Source organism: Haloarcula quadrata (assembly GCF_003634715.1).
Classification (GTDB): domain Archaea; phylum Halobacteriota; class Halobacteria; order Halobacteriales; family Haloarculaceae; genus Haloarcula; species Haloarcula marismortui.
Window position 1 is genome coordinate 2,117,164 of sequence record NZ_RBWW01000001.1, and the last position, 23,841, is coordinate 2,141,004.

Genomic DNA, 23,841 nt, shown 5'->3' on the forward strand with positions numbered 1-23,841 from the left:
CCACTCAGCTTGAACCCACGGTGTAGCCGATAGGCCGATGGCGTGTCGAGAAGCTAGACTGCCGACCGAAACGCGGTTTCACCCATGGAACGGCCTGTTCGCGTTTGTCTCGGTCGCTACAACGCCGGCGTCGATGCTACCGCCAGTACGTCTTGACCGAAAAAATGAGGTTACGGGTCGAAGGCGGCCGTCGCGAGTTTCGATTCAACGGCGTTCAGGCGCTGAGAGAGCGCAGATTTCGAGATACCGAGTGTCGATGCGAGGTCGTCGAGAGTCGTCTGTCTGGGCTGCTGGTAGTAGCCTTCGTCGACCGCGATTATCGCTGCTTCCCGTTGTTTTGTCGTGAGACAGGCGAGGTCGACAGTCGCAGGGTCCGACTCTGTCTTGTTGTCCTGCCGGGATGTCAGCCGTCGCAGGCGCACTCGTTCAGCCGCTGGTTGCAACTGCTCGACCAGCTCGCTGATGACGCTCCGGTCTGAGACGTACGTCTCGATAAAAAGTGAGTCACCGTCTACGCGCCGGGTTCGTGGTACACACCCGACCTCGCTAAACGCCAGACAGAGACAGGCGTCCCCGACCTGATTTGTCGAATGCAGGACCCGCGGGGTGCCAGTTTCATCAGAGACGGTCATCTCCGCGTGACAGACTCCGTCGTCGATCTGGTTATGAACGTTCTCGATGTCTGCATCCGGATCCGAAAGTGGACACGAACAGTCATCGGGCAGTTCAATTTCGAACAGAACCTCAACGGTCCGTTCGGAAGCGGTGCCCGTTGTTGTCCCTGTGAGCCCGCTTTCGGATTGGTCCATTCTGTCTGTTCATCTCCGACGTTCAGTTAAATACGTTTTGTCGATTCTCATCGTAACCGACAGACATCGGCAGGTTTGTCCAGAACGTTCATAGAGAATAGCTTCCTGACGTCACGACGGCTCCGAATATGAACTGTGCCACGTCGTGTCTCAGATGGACGGCGTCGGGGCCATGTTCACAGGTTGGTGTCACCAGAGACACAAGATAAATGCCGCCTCCGCCTGATACATCGACAATGGTCCTCTCGGACGTTTTGCTTGCCCCCCTGGGACTGGCCGCCCTCCTCCTTACGGTGCCGATCGTCGTGCTGTATCTCATTCGACCGGACCCGCAGGAACTCACGCTGCCGACGTTCCAGTTTCTCGTCGCCGGCGAACGCCAGCAGTCAGCGACACCGTTTCTCGAACGGATCTCACGGAGTATCCTGCTGCTGTTGCAGGTGCTCGTTGTACTGGTGCTCGCGGTCGGACTGGCGACACCGTACGTCACCGTCTCCGAGCGGGCGACAGTAGCGGAGACGGTCATCGTCGTCGACACGAGCGCGTCAATGCAGACCGACGCTGACGGCCAGACGCGCTTCCAGCAGGCCGTCGCGGCCGCCCGAGATGAGGTGACTGGGACAACCTCTGTCGTCACGACGACCAACGGTGGCGAGGTGGTACTCCAGCGTGGCACGCCGACAGCGGCCCAAGGAACGCTGGACGGACTCAGTCCGACGGATGCGCCGGGAGCGCTCAGCGGCGCTATCTCGCAGGCAGCCTCGCTCGCCGGCGAGAACGCCAGAGTCGTCGTCCTGAGCGATTTCGCGGGCGAGGAGTGGACGACCGCGGTCACGACGGCTCGCGGGCGCGGGCTCTCCGTCGACCTCCAGCAGTTCGACGGTGGGGGCGACGGGAACGTCGGCTTCATCGACCGGCGGTTCTCCGGCTCGGCGGTGACGCTGTCGGTGAAAAACTACGGCGACTCGACCGTGACCCGGACCGTCCGGCTCGGGAACGCCCAGCAAGAGCTCCAGCTTGGGCCCGACGACGTGGGTTCGGTGACGCTCCCGGTCCCGGCCGGTGGGAGTGAGGCCCGGCTTGGCCCAGGCGACAGTTTCCCAACGGATGACAGCGTTTACGTCGCCGCACCGGCGGACGCAGCCGTCGACGTGCTGGTGCTGACAAACGACCGGAACCGGTACCTGACCACCGCGCTGTCGGTCGTTGACCGGGTGAACGTGACAGTCAGGCAGCCGCCGACAACGATTCAGGGCGACTACGACATCATCCTGTACAGCAACGTCGACAGGAGTTCGTTGCTCCCCGGGAACGTCGAAACCGGGCGCGAACTGGTCGAAGACGGTGGCGGCGTGGCGGTGCTGGCACAGGACAACCTCCCGCAGCGGTACCGGGACCTCCTCCTCATCGAACCCGGCGAGACCAAGGCGGGCGCGACGGTGGGCCAGACAGCACAGACACAGCTCACCCGCGGCATCGACTTCCAGCCTCCCGACGAGTACGTTTCGGGCTCGCTGCGCTCCGGGTCGGCCCAGGTACAACTGAGCGACGGGACGCCGCTCATTGCGACCGAGGACCGGAACGGTGGCCGCCTCATGTACTACGGCTACATCGAGGACCGGTCCAGCTTCAAGTTCAATTACCAGTACCCCGTGTTCTGGAAGCGGGCAGTGTACTACCTCGCGGACAGGGAACCGCTCCCGGCGCTGAACCACGAGACCGGCGAGACCGTCCGGTTCGGAAACACCACTGTCGAGGGGCCGGCTGGCCCTGTCTCCGGGAATTCGGTCCCGCTCCAGCGTGCCGGCCTCTACCGGAGCCAGAGCCGGCAGGTGAGTGCGTCGCTGCTGGACGAAAGCGAGTCAAACACCAATGTCGAAGCACTCGACCAGCGCTCCGGGACGGCCGGGAACCTCACCCGGACCGAACGGCGGTCGGTGCCACAGCCGCTGACCGAATACTTCGCGCTGGCTGGGCTGGTACTCGCGCTGGTCGAGGTCGGCTACCTTCGCCGGCGGGGTGATCTCTGATGGCGGTTTCCTACACCCTCACAGAGGGACTCACTGTCGGCGTCGAGCACCTGTGGCCCCTGCTCTCTGTGCCGGTTGCCGTCGGCCTCCTCGCGTATCTCATCCGGCGTGGCGACGGTGGACCGCGGTCGGCCTCGAACCGGAGCCGCCGACTCCTGCTTGCCAGCCGCGTGCTCATCGTCTGCCTGCTCGTCCTCGGCGCGATGGAACCGTACACCGTTCAGACCCGCGAGACGCCGGGCGAACCGGGCGTGACACTGCTGACAGATGAGTCCGCGAGCATGGGAATCTATCCGAACACGACCGACGAGCTGGTACGGGATATCGAGGACGAGGGCGTCCCGGTGACGCGGGCGACGATCGGTAGCGGGTCGAACTCGCGGCTCGGCGACGGCGTAGCGGCAAACCTCCAGGAAAACGGGACGGTCGTCGTCGTCTCCGACGGTCGTGTCACGGAGGGACGAAGCCTTGCAACGGCTGCCGAGGACGCCGCCGGGCTCAACGCGACCGTCCACAGCGTCACTCCCCAGTCGCCACGAACAGAGCGAGCCGTGACGATAGCCGGGCCGTCGACGGTGAGTCGCGGCGTCCGGTCGCAGTACACCGTCTCGATGGAGGGCGTGAGCGTCCTCGAACCAGTGCCCGTGGAGGTGACCATCGACGGAGAAACGGTCACCGAGGGCGAACTCCGGCCGGACGGGACGCTCACCGTCGACCACACGTTCGAGGCGCTCGGGTCACACCGGGTGACCGCGACACTGTCCGGCGACGACGAGTACGCGCGAAACGACGTGTTCTACAAGAGCGTCCGCGTCGTCGAACAGCCCGACGTGCTGTACGTCTCACAGGGTGAGTATCCGCTGCGGAACTACCTCGACTCGCTGTACAACGTCTCGACGGCCTCGTCAGTCCCGGCGGACCTTGATGACTACGCCGCCGTCGTCATGCAAGACACGCCGTCGGGCAATATGGGGAACACCACTGCCCTGCAGGACTTCGTCATCAACGGCGGCGGGCTGGTCGTCGCGGGCGGCAACAACGCCTACGAGAACGGCGGTTACGAAACGTCGCCGGTGGCCTCGATGCTCCCGGTCCGGGTCGGGAACGCGACCGGCGGCGAGTCGAACATTGTCATCCTCGTCGACGTGTCCGGCAGCGCTGAGAGCGGCCTCTCGGTACAGAAAGCTGTCGCGCTTGACGTGCTCGACCAGCTCGGCGACGAGAATCAGGTGGGTGTCGTTGCGTTCAACCAGAACGCGTACCGCGTCTCGGAGATGCAAGCGCTCGGTCAGAACCGGGCAGAGACTGCCGATAAGATACGGCGGCTTGAAAGCGGCGGCGCGACGGACATCGCCGTCGGACTTCAGGGCGCTGACGAACTGCTGGACGACCGCGAGGGGACGATCATCCTCCTCAGTGACGGGCAGGACCGGCTCGGCCCGCCGGCGGCCGTTGCCAACCAACTGGGCCGCGAGGGGACCCGCGTCGTCTCGGTCGGCGTCGGCAAGCGCGTCGGCGTCGCGACGATGCGCCAGATCGCCAGCGAGTCCGGCGGCTCGTACTTTGCGGCCGACGAGACCGAGCGCCTGCGGCTCCTCTTTGGCGGCTCCTCGCGGCGCTACCAGGGCGAAAACCTCACCATCGTCACGGAAGACACGTTCATCACCGCCGGCGTCGAGCTGACGGCCAATCCCGGCCAGGCGAACAACGTCCAAGTCAAGCCCGGAGCGGACTATCAGGTCGCCACCGCGGACGGGAAGCCGGCCATCGCCTCCTGGCGGTTTGGGCTGGGCCGCGTGGTCTCTATTACCGCCTACGATTCGGATAACACGATGGGCGGCCTGCTCGACCGACCGGACTCGCTAGTCGTCACAAAATCGGTCAACTACGCGGTGGGTGACCCCATGCGCACACAAACCGGCGTCACAGCGGTCGGCGATGCCCGCGTGGGACGGCCAACGACGCTGACCTACCAGGGCGATAGCCGCCCGGACGCGGCAAACATCTCCTTCCGTCAGGTCGGCGACGGCCGGTATCGCGGCGAGTTTACGCCCAGAGAAGCGGGGTATCAGGCGGCGCTCGACACTGAATATGCGGCGAACTACCCCGTCGAGTACGCTTCCTTCGGCCCAAGTGACAGCCTCGATGCGCTCGTCGAAACGACGGGCGGACAGACCTTCACTCCGGACCAGGGCGAACAGATAGCCAGTGAGGCACGCCAGAAGTCCACCCGGGTCCGCACCGTTCAGGACACCTGGGACTGGGTCGCCCTGCTCGGCGCGCTCCTGCTGTTCACCGGCGAGGTGGTCGCCCGGCGTGTTCAAGTGTACCGCGGTCGCACCTCTCTGGAGAGTGGTCTCCCGTGAGCGCAATCGGTCGCCGGATCAACCTCGGACTCGTGGTGTTCGTCGCCCTCTCGATGGTTGGCACCGGCGGAACGACGGTGCTGTACCAGGACTCAGCCAGCGACCTGCGCTCGCAGAATCAGGAGCTTCGCCAGCAAAACGCCGAACTCCGGGAGAATCTAGACGACACGAGAAATGACTTGGAATCTACCCAGACCCGCGTTGACGAACTCGAAGACCAACTGGAGACGCGGTCGGAGGACGTCGATCAGGTCGCGACCAATCTGAACCAGACAGAAGAACAGTTGAACGCCACAGAGAGCCAGTTAGCAGAGACTCGGCAGTCGCTCCGCGATAGCGAGGACCGCGTCGAAGAACTGGAGGGGACGGTCGATGACCTGCAGGATGAGCGCGACACGCTCCAAAACGAGGTTGACGACCTTGAGTCGACGATCGATGATCTGGAGAGCGAAAACGAGGATCTAGAGGACGAGCGTGCCGAACTGGAGGACCAGGTGTCAGACCTGCAGGACGACATCGACAGTCTGGAATCACGGATAAGTACGCTCGAAGACGATATTGAGGAGCTTGAAAACCAGAACCAAGAGCTGCGAGACGATATCGAGACGCTCTGTAGCCAGCCGGAGAACCAGGAGAAAGCTACCTGCGAGGGCTACTGATGGACAAACCAGATACAAACATCGGAGAGAACGGCGGTGAGGAGCCGCCTGAAAGCGAACGGGCACAAGCACGCGAACGGATGGCCGCCGCCATCGCCGAGGTGAGACGCGAGGGAAAGAAGGCGGCGTTCGTCTACGCCATCGTTGACGCGGTGTTGCTCTTTCTTCTGGTGAACATCCTCCTGACTGTCCTCTCGCCGGCCGAACTCCCGACACAGGTGTCGGTTCCGGCGGCGGTGACGGACCCGGTTGAGGCGGCTGTCGGCCGCTCGGTACCTGCGCTGTCGTTCCCGACAGGCGCAGTCGTTGGCATCGCCATCGGAGTGTGCTGGCTCATCGGCGAGTATCTGTACCGAGTCCGTCAACCGCTCGTCGAGCAGTTCGAGGCGGCGAACGCGAACGTCACCGACGCGCTCCGAACGGCGCGGGATGCGGTGGAAGACGAGGCCGAGACACGGATGGCGGCCCGGCTCTACGAGGATGTCCTCGATGGGCTGAAACAGAGTTCAAGCGTCGCGCTCGTCGACAGCCGGCGACTGCTCGGGACGCTTGTTGTCGTTATCCTGCTGAGTCTGGCGACAGTGCAGGTAGCCGTCGTGGACATCGGCCTGCTCGACCGCGACCCGGTCGAGACGGAGTCACCAAACGACCGGCCAAGCCAGTACGAGGGGCTCGAAGACGGCGACGCGATACTCGGCGACAGCGAGGACGTACAGGCGGGCGACGAGAACCTCACCGCCGAGATTGACTCGACGGGCGGCGACGAAGAAATCGACCGGAGTCAGTCGTTCCCGTCGTCGGACACCGAGGGGCCGGGGAGCGGCAGTGGGACAGTCGACAGCCAGCAGGCCGGGTTCGCCGGTCAGGAAGACGTCGAGGATGCGGACCTCATCCGCGAGTACAATCTCAGGATTCGAGATCAGGACACAGACGACGAGGACTCCGACCCATGAGCCCAGAGCAAGACATCGACGAACTACAGCAGAAGATCGCGAACGCACGTGAACAGATCAGCACGCGGATCGTCGGTCAGGAGGCGGTACTGGAGCAACTGCTCATCTGTATCCTGGCCGACGGCAACGCCCTGCTCGAATCGAACCCAGGGCTTGGGAAGACGACGATGGTCCGGACCGTCGCGGAGGTGACCGACCTCCAATTCTCCCGGATTCAGAACACCCCGGACCTGATGCCGTCCGATATCACTGGGACCGAGATTATCCGCGAGACCGACAGCGGCCGCGAGTTCGTCTTCGAGAAAGGGCCGGTGTTCGCCAACGTCGTACTGGCCGACGAGATCAACCGGGCAACGCCGAAGACACAGGCCGCCCTGCTGGAAGCGATGCAGGAGAAACAGGTGACCGCCGCGGGCGAGACCTATGAACTGCCGCGTCCCTTTTTCATTCTGGCCACCCAGAACCCGATTGACCAGTCGGGGACCTACGCGCTTCCGGAGGCCCAGACCGACCGCTTCATGCTGAAGCTGCTGGTCGATTATCCGGACTACGACGAGGAACGGACTATCGTCGACATGTACACCGCTGGGGCAGAACAGGTCCCCGTTGAGCGGTCGCTGACCCGCTCGGAAATTCAGGCGATACAGCAACTGGTCCGTGAGATGCCTATCGCAGACGACCTGCGCGACCGGGCAGTCCAGCTCGTCCGCCGGACGCGCGAGGCCGACGACATCGAGTTCGGTGCCAGCCCGCGGGCGAGCATGGCACTCGTCCAGACGGCGAAGGCCCGGGCGTTCCTCCACGGCCGTTCGCACGTCACCGGCGAGGACATTGAGGCGCTGGCAGCCCCCGTGCTCCGCCACCGGATTATCGTTGACTTCCGGGCCGAGCGGGAGGGTCGAACGGCGGACGACCTCATCGCAGCCCTGCTGGAATGAGCGACTCAGTGACCGCGATTCAGCGGGCGGCACAGCAAGAATGGGAGGGACAGTCGTGACTATCGAACCGGACTTTCTCGACGAACTCGGCCGGTTCACCGCCGCGCTGAACCGCCAGACGACCTCGATTCGGCAGGGCGACCAGCAGTCCCCGCGGGTCGGCGAGGGGCTCACGTTCAGCGATTACCGGCGGTACTCGCCGGGGGACGACACGCGACGGATCGACTGGAAGCTGTTTGCCCGCACAGAGGAGTACTTCATCAAGCAATACGAGGAAGAGCGGAGCCTGACCGTCCACCTGCTCGTCGACACGAGCGCGTCGATGGACTACGGCGACGCGACGAGTCACAAGTTCGAGTACGCCGCCAAGCTCGGGCTCGGCTTCGCCTACCTTACCGCGGAGGAAAACAACGACTTCCAGTTCTGCACGTTCCGCGACCGGGTGAACCGGATCGATACCGGCCAGTCGAACCGCGGCGAACTCCTCTCGCTCATCGACCAGTTGAACGAGATGACGCCCGGCGGGACGGCCGATTTCGAATCCGCGCTGGAAGCGTACGCCGAACGCATTCGGTCGCGCTCGCTCGTCGTCGTCTTCAGCGACTGTCTGTCCGACCCGGAGGCACTCGAATCCGGTATCGCCGCGCTCGCACGCAACGACGCCGACGTGTTGCTGGTCCGCGTGGTCGCGCCAGCGGAACGGGACCCTGGCGTCGTCGGTGACGTGCTGTTTGCCGACCCCGAGAGCGACGAGACACGCCGATCGTATTTCAGCGGCTCGCTGGCAGAGACGTACCAGTCGCGGCTCGACGCCCACATCGATTCGGTGTCAAACCGCGTTACGGCACTCGGTGCAGACCACGTACTGATCAATACCGGCGAAGACTACTTCGACTCGTTTGCGAGCATCTGGCTACAGTAGCAAAGCGGCAGCAAGGTCGGCTTACTCTGCGAGGATGTGTGCCGGCAGGTCGTCGCGGATGATCGTATCGCAGTACTCACAGCGGACACCGTCGTCGCCGACGGCAAAGCGCGAGTCGACGGGTTCGTTCTCAGTCGTGATGCAGTTGTGGTTCGGGCATTCGAGGACGCCCTCGACGACCGACGGGCGCTCGACGCGGCCTTTTTCGACAACCTCGTAGTCGCGAATGATGTTGATCGTCGCCGCGGGGGCAATGAGCGAGAGCACGTCGACCTCGTTCTGTGAGAGTTCGCGGCCCTCAACCTTGACCACATCCTTGTGACCCAGGCGGTCCGAGGGCATATTCATCGCGACGGAGACGGAGTCGCCACTGGTGCCGTCAATGCCGAGAATCGCCAGGACGTTTAGCGCCTGTCCGCCCGCGATGTGGTCGATGACGGTGCCGTTCTGGATCTTCGAAACGCGGAGTTGCTGGTCGTTGTCGCTCATTGGTCGCCTCCGAGCATCAGGTCAAGCAGCGCCATCCGTACGGGAACACCGTTGTGGGCCTGCTGGAAGTACTGTGCGTGGGTGGTCTCGTCGACGTCGTGAGCGATCTCGTCGACGCGTGGGAGCGGATGCATCACGGTCAGGTCGTCTTTGGCCGCCGCAAGCGTGTCGCCGTCGATCTGGTACTGGCCGGCGACTTCGCGGTACTCGCTCTCGTCGGGGAACCGCTCGGCCTGGATGCGGGTCACGTAGAGCACGTCCAGTTCCGGGAGTATGTCGTCAAGTTCGGTGTGTTCGCGGATGCCTGCGCCGGCCTCGTGGAGGTCGTAGCGAACCGACCGCGGAAGCTGGAGCGACTCCGGGCTAATGAAGTGCTGGCTGGCGTCGACGGTCGTGAGTGCGTGGGCCAGCGAGTGGACGGTTCGTCCGTACTTCAGGTCGCCCATGATGCCGATAGTCAAGTCGTCGAAGCCGGCGTTTTCACGGATCGTGTAGAGGTCGAGCAGCGTCTGTGTCGGGTGCTGACCGGCCCCGTCACCGGCGTTGACGAGCGGCACGTCGACGAACTCGCTCGCCATCTTCGCGGAACCCTCCATCGGGTGCCGGAGCACGAGCGCGTCGGTGTACCCCTCGACGACGCGGACAGTGTCAGCCAGTGACTCGCCTTTTTTCACGCTTGAGGACTCGACAGATCCCATGTCGACGATGTCGCCGCCGAGGCGTTTCATCGCCGTTGTGAAGCTCATCTTCGTCCGGGTGCTCGGCTCGAAAAAGAGGAGGCCAAGCAGCGTGTCGCTGTGCCGGTCCGCGAACGCTCCCGGGTCAGCCGCGATGTCAGCCGCGTGGTCGAGCACCGTCTCGATGTCGCCCCGCGAGAGTTGTTTCGCGCTGATGATGTGGTCGTGCCGCATTTCACTCGATACCGCGCTCCGGACGCTCTTGAATCCCCCGACACGGGAATTGAACGGTCACTTACATCGTCAGGTTCGGCTTCGTGAACATCGTCGCTGGGTTCGAAAGCGAGGCCAGAGGGAGCGTAGCGGCCAAAATAACACGACGAGGCGACTCGTCAGGGGTTGCTCTGCCAGACATCGACGCGGGGCTCGGTGTACGCCTTGCCGACGATGTCCGGGACGCCGTCACCGTCGAGGTCGACGACCTTCGCCTCGTGGGTGGGGATGCCGGTGTTCAGTTCCTTCTGCTCAAAATTCCCCTCGCCGTCGTTGTGGAACACGAGCTGTCGCGGTTCGTGTCCGTCCTCTAGACCCATTTCTGCGACGAAGATATCGGGATTACCGTTACCGTCGAAGTCCGCCACGTCGAGGCTGTGCGGGTTCGAAAGGTCGTCGTGCAGCAGGGTCAGGTCCCACTCGGGTGGGTCGAACACGCCCAGCCTGGCCGGGCGGTCGTCGAGATACGGTTCGTCACCCTCGACGAGGATTATCTCTAGGTCGCCGTCGCCGTCAACGTCCTTGATAGCGACGCGAGTACACTGCCAGTCCTCGGCGATTGGCTCCCGGTCCCATCCGTCGGCCGTCCGGTGGAAGACGTTGGGGCCGGCGACGATTTCGACCGCACCGTCCCCGTCAATGTCCTCGACAGCGACGCCCTCAACATCGAGGTCCTCGGCGACGACGTGTCGGTTGGCCACCGGCCACGGTTTTCGCGTCGGGTCCGCAGGAATATCGTAGTAGAACACTGTCTTTGACTCCTGGGACAGCCCAACGACCTCGTTCTGTCCATCGCCGTCCACGTCCGCCACAGCGGTGTCGTGATATTTCTCGAAATCGTCGGTGATGAGCCGGCGCGTCCACTGCTTCCGTGGGTTGTCCGGTATCTCGAACCACCACAGTTTGTGCTGGTGGATGTTCTGGCCGGCGACCATATCCGGTCGGCCGTTCCCCGTGATGTCACCAAGCGAGCCACCGACGGATAGTTCCGGTGCGCTGGCAACGTCGTGGCGCTCCCAGCCGGGGTTTTCGTACCAGAACACGTTCGTCTGGAGCCAGCGGGCCAGCGGCCCCATACCGAATACGGACAGCAAGTCGACTGACTTGTCGACGAGTGGGAACTGGACCTCGTGCGTGTCGCCGAGCGCCCCGACGATGACGTCCGGTCGGCCGTTCCCCGTGAGGTCGGTTGTGAGACAGAAGCTCATCGTACTCGCCGGCGGCGAGGCTTCGATGCGCTCGTGATGTAGGTTCATGTCCCAGCCCTTCGGGTACATCGGTATTGTTATAGCCGGGCTAACACCGGCCGACAGCGGCCACAACCTGAAACTGCGCCCGACAATGGAACCCAGCGCGTAAGGGTAGGCAACAGCCAACCGACGTAAGTCAGACCTTCCGGCCCAGTTTTGCGGTCACTGTTTGTGATTCATAGTACGAGGATTCAAAACCGATAGGCAGTCCACCCTCACTATGCTCGCAATCGCTGGCGGCAAGGGTGGCTGTGGCAAAACGACCATCGCCCTCGGGCTCGGTCAGGCACTGGGAACGCCCACCCGGCGGTCGCTAGTCGTGGACACCGACCGCGACATGCCGAACCTCCACCGTCGCGCTGGCGTCGCTCCGACACCCGGAATCGCTGATATCACAGCCTCGGCTGAGCCGACCGCAGTTGCCCAGCCCGCCACGACCGTCGAGAACGTCGACGTACTTCCCTGTCAGACCGCACCCGGAGCCGCTATCGACAATGCTATTGACAGTCTGTCTCGGTGTGATGGCCCTGTAGTACTCGACTGTCCAGCCGGCGCTGGCCCGGATGCCGCCCAGCCGCTACGGGCGGCCGACAGGACGGTGCTTGTGAGTGCACCAACCCGACAGAGCCTCACCGACACAGCCAAAACCGCGGCGATTGCCCGTGCGCTTGACGCGCCGCCCGCCCTCACAGTCCTCGTCGGCGGTGACGGGTCCGTGGACCCATCGGACCTGCTGTCCTGCTCGGGAACGGTTCACGTTCCATCGGTGTCGAGGCCGTTGGAATCGGACCGGGCGGTGGCAAAATACGTCGAGATGGCGAACGTTCTCGCCAAGCGGAATACTTAATCTCGTGGGTAAATAAGCTCTCAGTGGTATGGCCAACCGGTTGCGAACGGGCATCGATGTCCTCGACAGAAAGCTCGATGGTGGCATCCCTGCGGGGAGTATCGTCGTGCTCTCTGCCCAGCCGGCTAGCCAAGCGGAGCTGTTCCTCTACGAACTTACCGCCACGCGCGGGACGCTGTGGCTGTCGCTCGACCGGACCGCCGAATCAGTCATCGCGAGCATCGAACAGACGCCGGCCAATACCGGCGACCCGACGGTGCGGCACATCTCCGGCGAAGCGCCGCTTGACAACGCCGGCAAGCTCGTCTCGGCACTGCCGGAGACCTCAAACCTCATTGTCGACCCGCTCGACGTGCTGGAAGCCCAAGAGCCACACTCGCGCTTTCGCGCGTTCATGAACGACTTGCAGAACCATATCGTCAACACCGGGAGCCTCGCTATCGTCCACTGTCTCGACGGCCGTGACGTGCCACCGCTTCGAGATACGACCGAGCACTTCGCTGACGTGGTGTTCCAGCTTAACACCACAACGAACGGTGACGAGGTCGAAAACCGGCTCGCGATTCCGAAGTTCCGCGGCGGGCGCGCTCCCACTGATATCATCAAGCTCAATCTCGTCGAAGAGGTCAGCATCGATACGAGCCGCGACATCGCCTGATTCTATTCGCCGCCGGGCTGTGGCTCTCTGTCCGTCGAGCCGAACTCAGTGCCGACGAGTATCAACAAGAATAGTCCGAGACCAACGCCAACGCCTGCTGCCAATCCTGCGCCGGTGCTTCCAGTCAGCACGACCGTGCCGACGCCAAACGCGATTCCCGGCGGGAGCGCGAGCAGTGACGGGTACACCAGCGACACTCGCATGCGTAGTGATGACGTGTCGTGCGTATAACGGTTCTCCCGTATTGGCCGTCAGAAAGTGGCAGTTGCTAGCGCCTAGAACCGTAAAACCGCCCGCTACCGCTCGATACCGCAACCCCGTTCGCTGTCGCTCAGCACCGTAGAACCGCTCGGCGTGCTCGCGACGAAGTTACTCTTCGGCGCCTTCGATCTCTTCGACGATCTCCTCGGCGTCAACGTCGGCGTCTTCCAGCGCGTCTTCGATGTCAGCACCGCCGGCACCGCCCATGCCGCCCATCATGCCGGGCATGCCCATGCCGCCGCCACCGATCTCTTCCTGCACGATGATGCGGTCAATATCGAGTAGCTGCGTGAGCTGCTGGGCGATCTGCTGTTTGCCCATCATCCACTGCTGGTTCATCGTCAGCTGCGGCGTCGCCTCGATGTAGAGCGTCTCTTTCTCGACTTCGACGGTTTCGTACTCGGGCTCGGACTCTTCGTCTTCATCCTCGTCCTCGCTCTCGACGAGCTGTTCTTCCTCGACGGTGTCAGTCTCGAACCACACGTCGAGTTCCATGTCGAGCATCATCTGAATGATGCCCTGTGCCTTCTCCTCGCGGTCCGTGACCTCTTCGAGGACTTCGTAGTCGTACTCGACGTCTTCACCGGCCAGCGGGTGGTTGAAGTCCACTCGCGCGCGGCCGCCGATGATGGTCTCGACGTGGCCGTGTTCGCCCTCGAGGTCGACGTGCGCGCCGGGGTAGCGGTCGTCCTCGGGGATCTTGTCCTTCGAAACCGTCCGGACCTCTTCCTCGTCGTACTCGCCGAAGGCGTCGGCAGCCGCAACGGTCACGTCACCCTCGTCGCCGACCTCCTTCCCGTAGATGTCCTGCTCGACATCCGGGAAGATGTGGTTCTCACCCAGCACGATGGTTCGCGGACCGAACTCCTGCTGTTCGGTATCAATACCGTCGTCCTCGGCGACTTCCTCGTCGGTCGTATCGACAAGCTGACCGCCGTCGACGGTGCGGGCAGTGTAGGCGAGCTTGACGACATCGCCCTTCTGGAGTCCCTCGGCCTGTTCTTCTTCGTCTGCGGTCTCCTCGTCTACGTCGGTCTCAGACTCGTTGCTCATACCCTGTTCGTCAGTCGTGGCACTCTTAAGGACAACGTTTCCCGGTCAGTAGCGGTCGAAGAACTTCGGAAGTGGTCGGCTAGTACTCGCTTTCGGCCAGCAGTCGGTCAAACTTCTCTCGGTCGATGTTCCGTCCCGAAATGGGAAGGACGACCGTCTCGCCCCGTAGTTCGTCACCAGCCTGAATCGCTGCGGCGACAGCCGTCGCACAGGCCCCTTCCATGACGATGCGGTCTGTTTCGAACAGGCGCGCCACGGCATCGGTAATGGCGTCTTCGGACACGAGTCGGAAATCGGCGAGTCCCGCCTGCAGGATTTCGGTCGGGAGCGCGAACGGAACCCGGGTTGCGACACCCTCGGCGATAGTGTCGACGCTGTCGAGGGCGTCCAGCGTCTCGTCCTGCCAAGCGCGGTACACCGCGGGCGCGCCCGCAGCCTGCACGCCGACGACATCGGCGTCGGTCATCGCCCCGAGCGTAGTGCAGTACCCGGCCGCGGCGGTGCCGCCGCCGACGGGGCAGAACACACGGTCGACGTCGGGGCGCTCGTCAAGGATTTCGAGCCCCGCCGTGCCGACGCCGGCGAGCAGCTTCGGTTCGTTGCCCGAGTGGACGTAGCGCGCCTCGCGCTGGGTCGCCAAGTCCTCGATGTGTTCGCGGGCCTCATCGTAGTCCTCGCCGTACTGGATGACTTCTGCGCCGAGTTGCTCCAGCGCGCCGACCTTTCCGGCGTTGGCTTCTTCGGGGACGCCGATAGTAACGGGTACGTCGAACTCACGCCCGGCCCAGGCGATAGACTGGCCGTGGTTTCCCGTGCTCGCGGCGAGCAGTCCGGCGTCGTGGAACTCCTCGTCGAGGGACGCGACGAGGTTCACCCCGCCGCGGACTTTGAACGCGCCGGTCGGGAGTGTATCTTCTCGCTTGAGCAAGACATCCGCGTCGAGGGCTTCGGAGAGGGCTTCGCTTCGGACCAGAGGCGTCTCCGGGAGGTGCTGTCGGATGCGTTGCCGGGCGCGCGCGACCGTTGCAACTGTCGGCGGCGTCAGGTCGTGGTACGGAAAGAGGGTCGTCTCGTCCGGGGAGTCGATCGGTTCGTAGCGACCGGCCATACTACTACCCGGGAGAGCGGACACAGTAAAGGGCGCGGTCGACGGGAGTGTTTTTCAGCGGCCCGGCCCAGCCACACAGTATGTACGAAGTCGAGGTGAAAGTGCCGGCGGATATCGAGGCTGTCGCGGAGCGACTCGACGAGCTCGGAGCCGAACAGGTCGATACGGTGATACAGACGGACACGTACTACGATGCGCCCCACCGGGATTTCGCCGAGACAGACGAGGCGTTCCGGGTCCGTCGCGAGACCAGGAAGGGAGAGACGACGGCGAAAGTCACCTACAAGGGGCCACTCCTCGAAGCGGAGTCGAAGAGCCGAGAAGAGTTCGAAACGGGCGTCGAGAACGGCGACCACATCGACGCTATCGTCCAGCACCTCGGCTTCGAGCCCGCGGCGACGGTCCGGAAGAACCGCCGAGTCTACGAGGTCCGAGAGTACGATGTCACCCTCGACGCTGTCGACGATGTCGGCGAATTCGTCGAAGTCGAGCGCGAAACCGACGGTGATATCGAACCCGTTCGAGAAGGAGCCTACGAGGTGCTTCGGGACCTCAGTCTGAACCCCAACGACCAGCAACGGACCTCCTATCTCGGGATGCTACTTAGCGATGCGAACGAGTAATCATTCCGCTGTTATCTGTTCCCGTAAGTTATAGAACCCGGCCAGACGAAGTCGAGTCAATGACTGAGCGGAACATCCACGTCCAACCTGCAAGCGGACTCGCAGTCGAAGATCAGGACATCGAAGTCGTAGAGCGCAAGGGTATCGGCCATCCGGACTCCATCTGTGACGGCATCGCAGAGACGGTTTCACGTGCACTGGCACAGACGTACATCGACCGGTTCGGCACAGTCTTGCACTATAACACAGACGAGACACAGCTCGTCGCCGGCACTGCCGCCCCTGCGTACGGCGGCGGCGAAGTGCTTGAGCCGATCTACATTCTGGTCGTCGGTCGAGCGACGAAGAAGTTCGACGGCGAGCGTATCCCGGCTGAAAGCATCGCCCTCCGGGCCGCACGCGACTACCTCGACGAGCAGTTCCCCCACCTCGATCTCGGCTCCGACGTCATCGTTGACGTTCAGTTCGGCGAAGGGTCAGGCGACCTCCAGACCGTGTTCGGTGAGGAAGCAGCAATTCCGATGGCAAACGATACCAGCTACGGTGTCGGCCACGCCCCGCTAACGGAAACTGAACAGATCGTCCGCAACACCGAGCAGAAATTGACCGGCGAGTACGCCGAGTCCAACCCAGTCGTCGGCCAAGACGTGAAGGTGATGGGCAAGCGCGAGGGCGACCACATCGACGTGACTGTGGCCGTTGCGATGGTCGACGAACACGTCCCGGACCTCGATGCGTACAAAACTGCCGTTTCGGACGTGCGAGCGTTCGTTACTGACCTCGCCGAAGAGTACACCGACCGAGACGTAACGGTCCACGTCAACACGGCCGACGATTACGACGCCGAGTCCATCTATCTCACCACCACCGGGACAAGCGCCGAGCAAGGCGATGACGGCTCTGTCGGGCGCGGGAACCGCGCGAACGGCCTCATCACGCCGAACCGCCCGATGAGCATGGAAGCGACATCTGGCAAGAACCCAGTCAACCACATCGGGAAGATCTACAATCTCCTTTCGACAGAAATCGCACAGTCCGTCGCAAATGAAGTCGATGGCATCCGACAGGTCCAGATGCGCCTGCTCTCACAGATCGGGTCGCCGATTGACGAGCCCCACGTTGCTGACGCGACGGTCGTCACCGAAGACGGCGTTGCGGTCGGCGATGTCGAAGCAGACATTCAGGCCACAATCGACGACGAACTGGCCGATGTGACCGACATCACGCGGCAGGTCATTGAGGGCGACCTCTCCACGTTCTGAGACGGCGAGACGACACCCCTTTACTCACTGCTAGTCAACTCGCTGGCATGCATCCGCCAGACGCCGACAGCGTGCTCGTCCGCCACGGCGAACTCGGCGTCAAGAGCAACCAAGTCCGTCGAAAGATGGAGCAGCAACTGGCGGACAATCTCCGCGCGATGCTCGACGCGCGCGACCTGTCAGGAGGCATCGAACAGCGACGGAACCGGCTGTTCATCCATACTGACCAGCCAGAGAGTGTGGCCGCAGCCGCGGCCGACACGTTCGGCGTCACCTCCGCCTCGGCGGTCACGACCGTCGATCCGACGTTGTCTGCAATCAAAACGGCACTGGTCGCGACCGCACGAGAACAGCACGACGGCGGCACTTTCGCTGTCAACGCTCGCCGGGCAGGGCCAGCAGACGCACACCCCTTTTCGAGTACGGACATCGAATCCGATGGCGGGACCGCCGTCTGGGAGGCAATTGAAGAACTGGGCGGCGAGCCCGCCGTCGACCTCAACGACCCCGATTTCGAACTGTTCGTCGAGTGTCGCGCCGACGAGGCGTACGTCTTCTGTGAGAAACGTTCGGGCCCGGGCGGACTCCCACTCGGGACCCAGCGGCCCGTCGTTGCCCTCATCAGCGGTGGTATCGACTCGCCGGTCGCCGCCTGGAAGCTCATGAAACGCGGCGCACCCGTGATTCCAGTCTACGTCGACCTCGGTGACTACGGCGGCCCCGACCACCGGGCACGAGCCGTTTCGACCGTCAAAACACTCGCCTCGTACGCACCCGGGCACGACCTGTCCGTCAACGTCGTTGAGGCCGGTGACGTCGTCACCGACCTCTCTCAAAACCTCGGGTCGCTCCGAATGCTCGTTCTCCGCCGGTTCATGCTCGCAGTCGCTGAGGCTATCGCACACGACTACGACGCTGTCGGCATCGTCACCGGCGAAGCTATTGGGCAGAAATCCAGCCAGACGAGCGCGAACATCGCAGTCACCGATGCCGCGACCACACTCCCCGTGTACCGACCGAACCTCACCGTCGACAAGTCCGAGATAACCGATCATGCGCGAACCATCGAGACCTTTGAGGATTCGACAATCGACACCGGTTGCAACCGCGTCGCGCCATCACATCCGGAAACCAATGCCTCGCTAGAGGCGGTTCGGGTAGCCGAACCCGACGACCTGTTCGAGCGCGCCGAAGCCTGCGCCCAGGACCGTACTGTCGTCCCCATCGAAAGCTAAATCTCCGGGGCGGGCCAGGGTTGAGCCATGACGCAGGTCTGTCTCGTCGGGAGCGACGACGTGAATCTTCGATACGAACTCCTCTCTCGCGAGACCGCACGGAACGCACTCGCCACCTACGACCTGCAGGAACCGTTTGCGAATACCGTCGCCGTCGACACCGTGAGCCTCGGGGCGGCGGTGGCGCTGCTCAACGACCTGAACTGGTATCTCGTTCGCTTCGCTGACGCCGCGTTCGTTCGTGATCCGTCAATTAGTGAGACGGAATGGCTCTCTCGAAACCTTGCCGCAGCGATACGAGACGACGACATCGCGCCCGAAGAGACCGGGCGCTTTCTCAAGGTGTACGGCATCGTCGGCCCGGACAGGACCAGCGACGCTGACGATGAAGGCCCGACGGAAGGAGAGTCAACGCCCGACACGCAGTCGGTGGAAGCCGACGGCCCACCGGAACTGTTCGAGCCGATGCTCCTGACACGGACTGGCGACACGATTCCCGACTACGACCTCCAGGACGTGGACGAAACGCTCATCGTTAGAGTGACCGAGTCGGAGTTCGGGGCCTGAGTCGGGTCACGCTGCGCGCAAGACAGACCGTTTTCAATCGAACATTCCGGTCGACATGTATCGCTCACCACTGTCCCAGTAGACTGTGACGACGAGCGGGTCATCGACACCGTCCCTGATGAGTTGCTCAGCAAACTCTCTTGCCGCGAGGTTCGACGCACCCGAGGACTGGCCAACGAGGATTCCCTCCTCGTGGGCGAGGCGGCGGCACTCGTCTTCCGCGTCCGGGAGTTCGACCGTCATCACGTCGTCCAGCAGGTCGGTGTCTAAGTTGTCGCTGATGAATCCCGGCCCCATTCCCTGAAAGCTATCCTCGCCAGTGCCCGGTTCCATCCCCGAAAGCACAGCGTTGTCCGCCGGCTCGACCGCGACGATGTCCATCCCAGGAAACGCGTCCCGCAGTCGACGGCCGGTGCCGGTGAGTGTCCCGCCGGTGCCGACACCGGCCACCAGCGCGTCGACAGTCCGGTCGCCCACCTGTTCAAGTATTTCCTCGCCCGTCGTCTCGTAGTGCGCTGTCGGGTTCGCCGGGTTCTCGAACTGCCGGAGTTGGACGTAGTCATCGCGCTCGCATAGCTCGTTTGCGCGCTCTTTCGCGTCGGAGATATCACCCTCGACAAGTTCGATCTCCGCGCCGTACGCCTTCATTATCTGCCGGCGCTCCGGCGACTTCGAGGACGGCATCACTAGCACCACGTCGTACCCCTTCGTTGCCCCGACCATCGCCATCCCAATGCCGGTGTTCCCACTCGTCGGCTCGACAAGCGTATCATCCGGTTGGAGCGAGCCGTTTCGTTCGGCGTCGTCAATCATGTACTTCGCCGGCCGGTCCTTCGCGGACCCACCGGGATTGAACGACTCGATCTTCGCTGCAACGGTTGCCCCCTCCGGTGCGCGAACCGAGACCAGTGGGGACCCGATTGTATCGAGAATAGAGTCTTTCATCGCCGTCGGCTACGCGGCCCCGACTTAAACGCCTACTGAAGGTCTCAAACGGTTCGTGGACTTCCGAGACGCGGCAGTCCTTTCCGGCGTCGACACCGTCTCACGTGAACATATTTATGTCGTCGACCGGCAGCACCGAGTAATCGACTGACAGCGTGTCTTTCGTGGCTCGGACCTTACCGACGAACGCAGAGATGTCCTCTAACTGGCCCTCCAGCACAAATAGTTCCATACAGTACCGGTCGCCGACGTGGCTGTGGAAGTTCGACGCGACGATGGACTCGTGGTCGTGGCGGAGATGCATCATTTTCTCCTCGACGGTTGTCGTCTCGTAGTCGAACAACACAGTGACGACCGCCATCAGTTCGCGGTCTTCCAGCCGCTTGTCCTCAAACTCTCCCATCAGATTCCGGACTGCTTCTCGAACGACTTCGCTGCGACCCGTGTACCCATGTTCGTCGGCGAACGTGTCGATTCGCTCCTCCAGCTCGTCCGGCATCGAGATACTTACAACGCCCATATATTAACTGAGCGCCGTTAGAGTATTAATAGTTCATATCTCTCCGCACAGACTGGCATTCTTTCGGATAGCGCTGCCGCTTCGTCTCTCAAGCTACGGCGACTGGCTTGTCGACCTGATGTGAGTCTGTTTAAATACGGAAAGCCCACTCGGGAGAGATATCTCTCCTGAGTGGGCTGTGATAGGTATGAATGGTGGCGGCGAACCGCGTTTCCCAGAGGCTCGCGCACTCCAGTACTCCCCGGAACGCTGGTGGGCTTATCTTCCGTGTTCGGGATGGGTACGGGAGGCAACCCCACCGCTGTGGCCGCCTAACGTCGAGTCACGGAATCGAACCGCGATAGTACCAGTCTCGATTAACTTTTCCACCGTGTGATTACGTGCGATCCAGATTGCGCCTGGACTCGTTCAGCGACGAGTTAAATCGTCGGTGAATGAGTCACAGTGCGTATGAATGATGGCTTTGGTCTGTTAGTGCTCGTGGGCTTAACGTCTCGTTACCTCGACGCGCACACCCCGAGTCTATCGACCGCGTCTTATACGCGGGACCTCGGCGGTGTCTCTTTTCCAAGTGGGTTTCGAGCTTAGATGCGTTCAGCTCTTACCCCGTGTGGCGTGGCTACCCGGCACGTGCTCTCTCGAACAACCGGTACACCAGTGGCCACCAACCGTAGTTCCTCTCGTACTATACGGTCGTTCTTGTCAGACACCATTACACACCCAGTAGATAGCAGCCGACCTGTCTCACGACGGTCTAAACCCAGCTCACGACCTCCTTTAATAGGCGAACAACCTCACCCTTGCCCGCTTCTGCACGGGCAGGATGGAGGGAACCGACATCGAGGTAGCAAGCCACTCGGTCGATATGTGCTCTTGCGAGTGACGACTCTGTTATCCCTAGGGTAGCTTTTCTGTCATCAATTGCCCGCATCAAGCAGGCTAATTGGTTCGCTAGACCACGCTTTCGCGTCAGCGTTCCTCGTTGGGAAGAACACTGTCAAGTCATCTTTTGCTCTTGCACTCTTCGCCGGGTCTCTGTCCCGGCTGAGATGACCATAGGGCGCGCTCGATATCTTTTCGAGCGCGTACCGCCCCAGTCAAACTGCCCGGCTATCGGTGTCCTCCTCCCGGAGTGAGAGTCGCAGTCACCGACGGGTAGTATTTCACTGTTGACTCGGTGGCCTGCTAGCGCAGGTACCTGTGTAATGTCTCCTACCTATGCTGCACATCGGCGACCACGTCTCAGCGACAGCCTGCAGTAAAGCTCCATAGGGTCTTCGCTTCCCCCTGGGTGTCTCCAGACTCCGCACTGGAATGTACAGTTCACCGGGCCCAACGTTGGGACAGTGAAGCTCTGGTTAATCCATTCATGCAAGCCGCTACTGATGCGGCAAGGTACTACGCTACCTTAAGAGGGTCATAGTTACCCCCGCCGTTGACAGGTCCTTCGTCCTCTTGTACGAGGTGTTCAGATACCTGCACTGGGCAGGATTCAGTGACCGTACGAGTCCTTGCGGATTTGCGGTCACCTATGTTGTTACTAGACAGTCCGAGCTTCCGAGTCACTGCGACCTGCTCCGTTCCGGAGCAGGCATCCCTTCTTCCGAAGGTACGGGACTAACTTGCCGAATTCCCTAACGTTGGTTGCTCCCGACAGGCCTTGGCTTTCGCCGCCATGGACACCTGTGTCGGTTCTCGGTACGGACACTATGCTCGTCTTTTCATGGGCCCCAGGTTGAATCACGTTTCCCTATACCGCCGTTCGTCCGCTTCCTGCCATTACGGCTTCCACGGAGTTGGACGGTTCGACCGGGCGAATGCCCGGCGTGATCGACCCCAGGGCGTCAACTTTCACTGCATAGTGGCACGGGAATATTAACCCGTTTCCCATTTCGTCATAGTCGAGTTGCGGTATGACTTAGGACCGGCTAACCCTCAGCTGATCAGCAGTGCTGAGGAACCCTTATCCATTAGGCCGTCGGGGTTCTCACCCGACTATCGCTGCTACTATGGCCAGGATTTTCGTCACTAATCGGTCCATAGGAGTTTTCACCCCTACTTCCATCCAATTAGAGCGCCAATCTACTCGATTACCAGTATGAGTGGTACGGACAGGTCTCGGTGGTGGATTTGAGTCCCGATCATTTTGGGCGCCTCAAACCTCGGCCGGTAAGCTGTTACGCTTTTCTTAGAGGGTAGCTGCTTCTAAGCTCACCTCCCGGCTGTCTAGGGCTCGAGACCACCTTCAGAGGATTACACTTAATCCACACTTGGGGACCTTAACCTATCTCTGGGTTGTTCCCCTCCTGGTACACAGGCTTACCCCGCGCACCGGAATCCCCGCGTCAAACGGCGTCTGTAAGTTTGGAGTTTGACAGGTGTGCCGACTCCTCTCGGAGGCGGACACACCAATCGGTCGCTCTACCTCACAGACTACCTCGGCGGAGGTCATGCTTCGACATGTTTCGATTGGAACCAGCTGTTGCCGGACTCGATGGGCCTTTCACCCCTACACATAGATCACGAGAGGGTATTGTAGGACACCAACTCTAACAGACTTCCACGTGCCTTTCGGCACGCTTCATCTTGTCCATGCGTAGATCGTCCGGATTCGGGTCGTGTCCACATGGCTCCCCGCCCTTGAAGACGGCGGCCCTCGGGCAAAGCCCTGCGGCCATGTCGGTTTCCCTGTGCCTCCCCGGATACTCCGGTTAGACTTGCCATACAGACACACTCCCTGGCTCGTTTTTCAAAACGTACGACAGAACATCGGCTTCCCGTGAGTCTTACTGGACGCTCGCGCGTCGGTCATTCGTCAAGGGACCTTGTATGCCCTGTCGCTCGATCGCCAACTGATTTCATGCTCTATTTCGCCTCCCTTCTGAGGGTACTTTGCAGCGTTCGTTCACACTACTTGTTCACTATCGGTCTCAGGTTGTGTTTAGCCTTCGCAGTCGATGCCTGCGTTATTCGCGAGGGATATCCAACCCCCGCTACTCTGGCACTACCGCACAGCGTACTGGTCTTCAGTACGGGGTTGTCACCCTGTATCACGCTCTGTTCCAAGAGACTTCGTGAAGACGGTCGGCTGATGAGAGGTAGCCCTGACACCACATTGCCCGTGAGGGCTTCGGTTTGGGCTGTATCGCGTTCACTCGCGGTTACTAACGACATCACATTGCGTTTTCTGTTCCTCCCGATACTGAGATGTTTCAGTTCTCGGGGTTCCTCATTGCGCGAAGCAATTGTTAGAGAGATTCTCATTCGGAAATCCATGGTTCTTCGCCTCCGTGCGGCTCCCCATGGCTTATCGCAGCTTGGCACGTCCTTCATCAGCGCCTGAGCCGAGCAATCCACCAGCTGGCATAGTAGCCAACGTCGTTGTGACTCGTTCAA

The 23,841-nt window shown here is 62.0% G+C and carries 21 protein-coding genes and 2 rRNA genes; 12 read left to right on the forward strand and 11 right to left on the reverse strand.

The window, feature by feature from the left end; genetic code table 11:
* Window positions 1-170: 170 nt before the first annotated feature.
* Entirely contained in the window at window positions 171-809 is a 639-nt protein-coding gene (locus tag BDK61_RS10785) for a helix-turn-helix domain-containing protein (RefSeq protein ID WP_121303233.1), read from the reverse strand.
* A 236-nt stretch (window positions 810-1,045) separates the two neighbouring features.
* Here BDK61_RS10785 and BDK61_RS10790 point away from each other — a divergent pair, with 236 nt between their 5' ends.
* The 6 genes from BDK61_RS10790 to BDK61_RS10815 are packed head-to-tail and all read left to right on the forward strand — an operon-like array spanning window position 1,046 to window position 8,677.
* Entirely contained in the window at window positions 1,046-2,839 is a 1,794-nt protein-coding gene (locus BDK61_RS10790) for a vWA domain-containing protein (RefSeq protein WP_121303234.1), read from the forward strand.
* Window positions 2,839-5,205, forward strand: a complete 2,367-nt coding sequence (locus BDK61_RS10795; RefSeq protein ID WP_121303235.1) for a VWA domain-containing protein — start codon at window positions 2,839-2,841, stop codon at window positions 5,203-5,205. The genes BDK61_RS10790 and BDK61_RS10795 overlap by 1 nt, the downstream gene beginning before the upstream one ends.
* On the forward strand, window positions 5,202-5,864 hold the full coding sequence (locus BDK61_RS10800; protein ID WP_004960708.1) for a DUF1664 domain-containing protein: 663 nt from the start codon (window positions 5,202-5,204) through the stop codon (window positions 5,862-5,864). The genes BDK61_RS10795 and BDK61_RS10800 overlap by 4 nt, the downstream gene beginning before the upstream one ends.
* Window positions 5,864-6,817, forward strand: coding sequence for a DUF7502 family protein (locus BDK61_RS10805; protein WP_121303236.1), 954 nt, complete (start codon window positions 5,864-5,866; stop codon window positions 6,815-6,817). Before BDK61_RS10800 ends, BDK61_RS10805 begins: the two co-directional genes overlap by 1 nt.
* Window positions 6,814-7,755 carry an AAA family ATPase gene (locus BDK61_RS10810; RefSeq protein WP_004960702.1) on the forward strand — a complete coding sequence of 314 codons (942 nt, stop codon included), beginning with the start codon at window positions 6,814-6,816 and terminating at the stop codon, window positions 7,753-7,755. Before BDK61_RS10805 ends, BDK61_RS10810 begins: the two co-directional genes overlap by 4 nt.
* Window positions 7,756-7,810: 55 nt before the next feature.
* Window positions 7,811-8,677: a DUF58 domain-containing protein gene (locus tag BDK61_RS10815; protein WP_049944739.1), complete on the forward strand. Its 867-nt coding sequence runs from the start codon at window positions 7,811-7,813 to the stop codon at window positions 8,675-8,677.
* Between the two features lie 21 nt (window positions 8,678-8,698).
* Here BDK61_RS10815 and pyrI read toward each other — a convergent pair whose 3' ends face one another.
* From pyrI to BDK61_RS10830, 3 genes are all read right to left on the reverse strand, one after another.
* The gene (pyrI, locus tag BDK61_RS10820; protein WP_004960695.1) at window positions 8,699-9,166 is read right to left on the reverse strand and encodes an aspartate carbamoyltransferase regulatory subunit; all 468 of its coding nucleotides are present in this window, start codon (window positions 9,164-9,166) and stop codon (window positions 8,699-8,701) included.
* Window positions 9,163-10,077, reverse strand: coding sequence for an aspartate carbamoyltransferase (gene pyrB, locus BDK61_RS10825; RefSeq protein ID WP_004960692.1), 915 nt, complete (start codon window positions 10,075-10,077; stop codon window positions 9,163-9,165). Before pyrB ends, pyrI begins: the two co-directional genes overlap by 4 nt.
* A gap of 158 nt (window positions 10,078-10,235) precedes the next feature.
* A complete protein-coding gene (locus BDK61_RS10830; RefSeq protein ID WP_121303237.1) occupies window positions 10,236-11,393 on the reverse strand; it encodes an FG-GAP repeat domain-containing protein in 1,158 nt (385 codons plus the stop codon).
* 193 nt (window positions 11,394-11,586) lie between these two features.
* On the opposite strand from BDK61_RS10830, the gene BDK61_RS10835 reads away from it, so the two are divergent.
* Window positions 11,587-12,213, forward strand: a complete 627-nt coding sequence (locus BDK61_RS10835) for a MinD/ParA family ATP-binding protein (protein ID WP_004960687.1) — start codon at window positions 11,587-11,589, stop codon at window positions 12,211-12,213.
* 28 nt (window positions 12,214-12,241) lie between these two features.
* Entirely contained in the window at window positions 12,242-12,871 is a 630-nt protein-coding gene (locus tag BDK61_RS10840) for an RAD55 family ATPase (protein ID WP_004960685.1), read from the forward strand.
* Window positions 12,872-12,873: 2 nt separating this feature from the next.
* Here BDK61_RS10840 and BDK61_RS10845 read toward each other — a convergent pair whose 3' ends face one another.
* From BDK61_RS10845 to BDK61_RS10855, 3 genes are all read right to left on the reverse strand, one after another.
* Window positions 12,874-13,074, reverse strand: a complete 201-nt coding sequence (locus BDK61_RS10845; RefSeq protein ID WP_007190080.1) for a hypothetical protein — start codon at window positions 13,072-13,074, stop codon at window positions 12,874-12,876.
* Window positions 13,075-13,240: 166 nt separating this feature from the next.
* Window positions 13,241-14,185 carry an FKBP-type peptidyl-prolyl cis-trans isomerase gene (locus tag BDK61_RS10850; protein WP_011223510.1) on the reverse strand — a complete coding sequence of 315 codons (945 nt, stop codon included), beginning with the start codon at window positions 14,183-14,185 and terminating at the stop codon, window positions 13,241-13,243.
* A 79-nt stretch (window positions 14,186-14,264) separates the two neighbouring features.
* Window positions 14,265-15,293, reverse strand: a complete 1,029-nt coding sequence (locus BDK61_RS10855; RefSeq protein ID WP_011223511.1) for a threonine ammonia-lyase — start codon at window positions 15,291-15,293, stop codon at window positions 14,265-14,267.
* A gap of 80 nt (window positions 15,294-15,373) precedes the next feature.
* Between BDK61_RS10855 and cyaB the strand changes: the two genes are divergently transcribed.
* The 4 genes from cyaB to BDK61_RS10875 are packed head-to-tail and all read left to right on the forward strand — an operon-like array spanning window position 15,374 to window position 18,980.
* Window positions 15,374-15,916 carry a class IV adenylate cyclase gene (gene cyaB, locus BDK61_RS10860; RefSeq protein WP_121303238.1) on the forward strand — a complete coding sequence of 181 codons (543 nt, stop codon included), beginning with the start codon at window positions 15,374-15,376 and terminating at the stop codon, window positions 15,914-15,916.
* 59 nt (window positions 15,917-15,975) lie between these two features.
* Window positions 15,976-17,178: a methionine adenosyltransferase gene (locus BDK61_RS10865; RefSeq protein WP_004960672.1), complete on the forward strand. Its 1,203-nt coding sequence runs from the start codon at window positions 15,976-15,978 to the stop codon at window positions 17,176-17,178.
* Between the two features lie 47 nt (window positions 17,179-17,225).
* Window positions 17,226-18,413 carry a tRNA sulfurtransferase gene (locus tag BDK61_RS10870; protein ID WP_121303239.1) on the forward strand — a complete coding sequence of 396 codons (1,188 nt, stop codon included), beginning with the start codon at window positions 17,226-17,228 and terminating at the stop codon, window positions 18,411-18,413.
* A 27-nt stretch (window positions 18,414-18,440) separates the two neighbouring features.
* Window positions 18,441-18,980 (forward strand): DUF5804 family protein, encoded by a 540-nt coding sequence (locus BDK61_RS10875; RefSeq protein ID WP_121303240.1) that lies wholly within the window; start codon window positions 18,441-18,443, stop codon window positions 18,978-18,980.
* A gap of 33 nt (window positions 18,981-19,013) precedes the next feature.
* Here BDK61_RS10875 and BDK61_RS10880 read toward each other — a convergent pair whose 3' ends face one another.
* The 4 genes from BDK61_RS10880 to BDK61_RS10895 all read right to left on the reverse strand — a co-directional run bounded on the left by BDK61_RS10880 (window position 19,014) and on the right by BDK61_RS10895 (window position 23,827).
* Complete coding sequence (locus BDK61_RS10880; protein WP_004960667.1) at window positions 19,014-19,925, reverse strand: PLP-dependent cysteine synthase family protein; 912 nt, start codon at window positions 19,923-19,925, stop codon at window positions 19,014-19,016.
* Window positions 19,926-20,025: 100 nt separating this feature from the next.
* Window positions 20,026-20,445, reverse strand: a complete 420-nt coding sequence (locus BDK61_RS10885) for a CopG family ribbon-helix-helix protein (protein WP_004960664.1) — start codon at window positions 20,443-20,445, stop codon at window positions 20,026-20,028.
* Window positions 20,446-20,637: 192 nt separating this feature from the next.
* Window positions 20,638-20,760 (reverse strand): 5S ribosomal RNA (gene rrf, locus BDK61_RS10890).
* A 136-nt stretch (window positions 20,761-20,896) separates the two neighbouring features.
* A 23S ribosomal RNA gene (locus BDK61_RS10895) occupies window positions 20,897-23,827 on the reverse strand.
* Window positions 23,828-23,841: the final 14 nt, after the last annotated feature.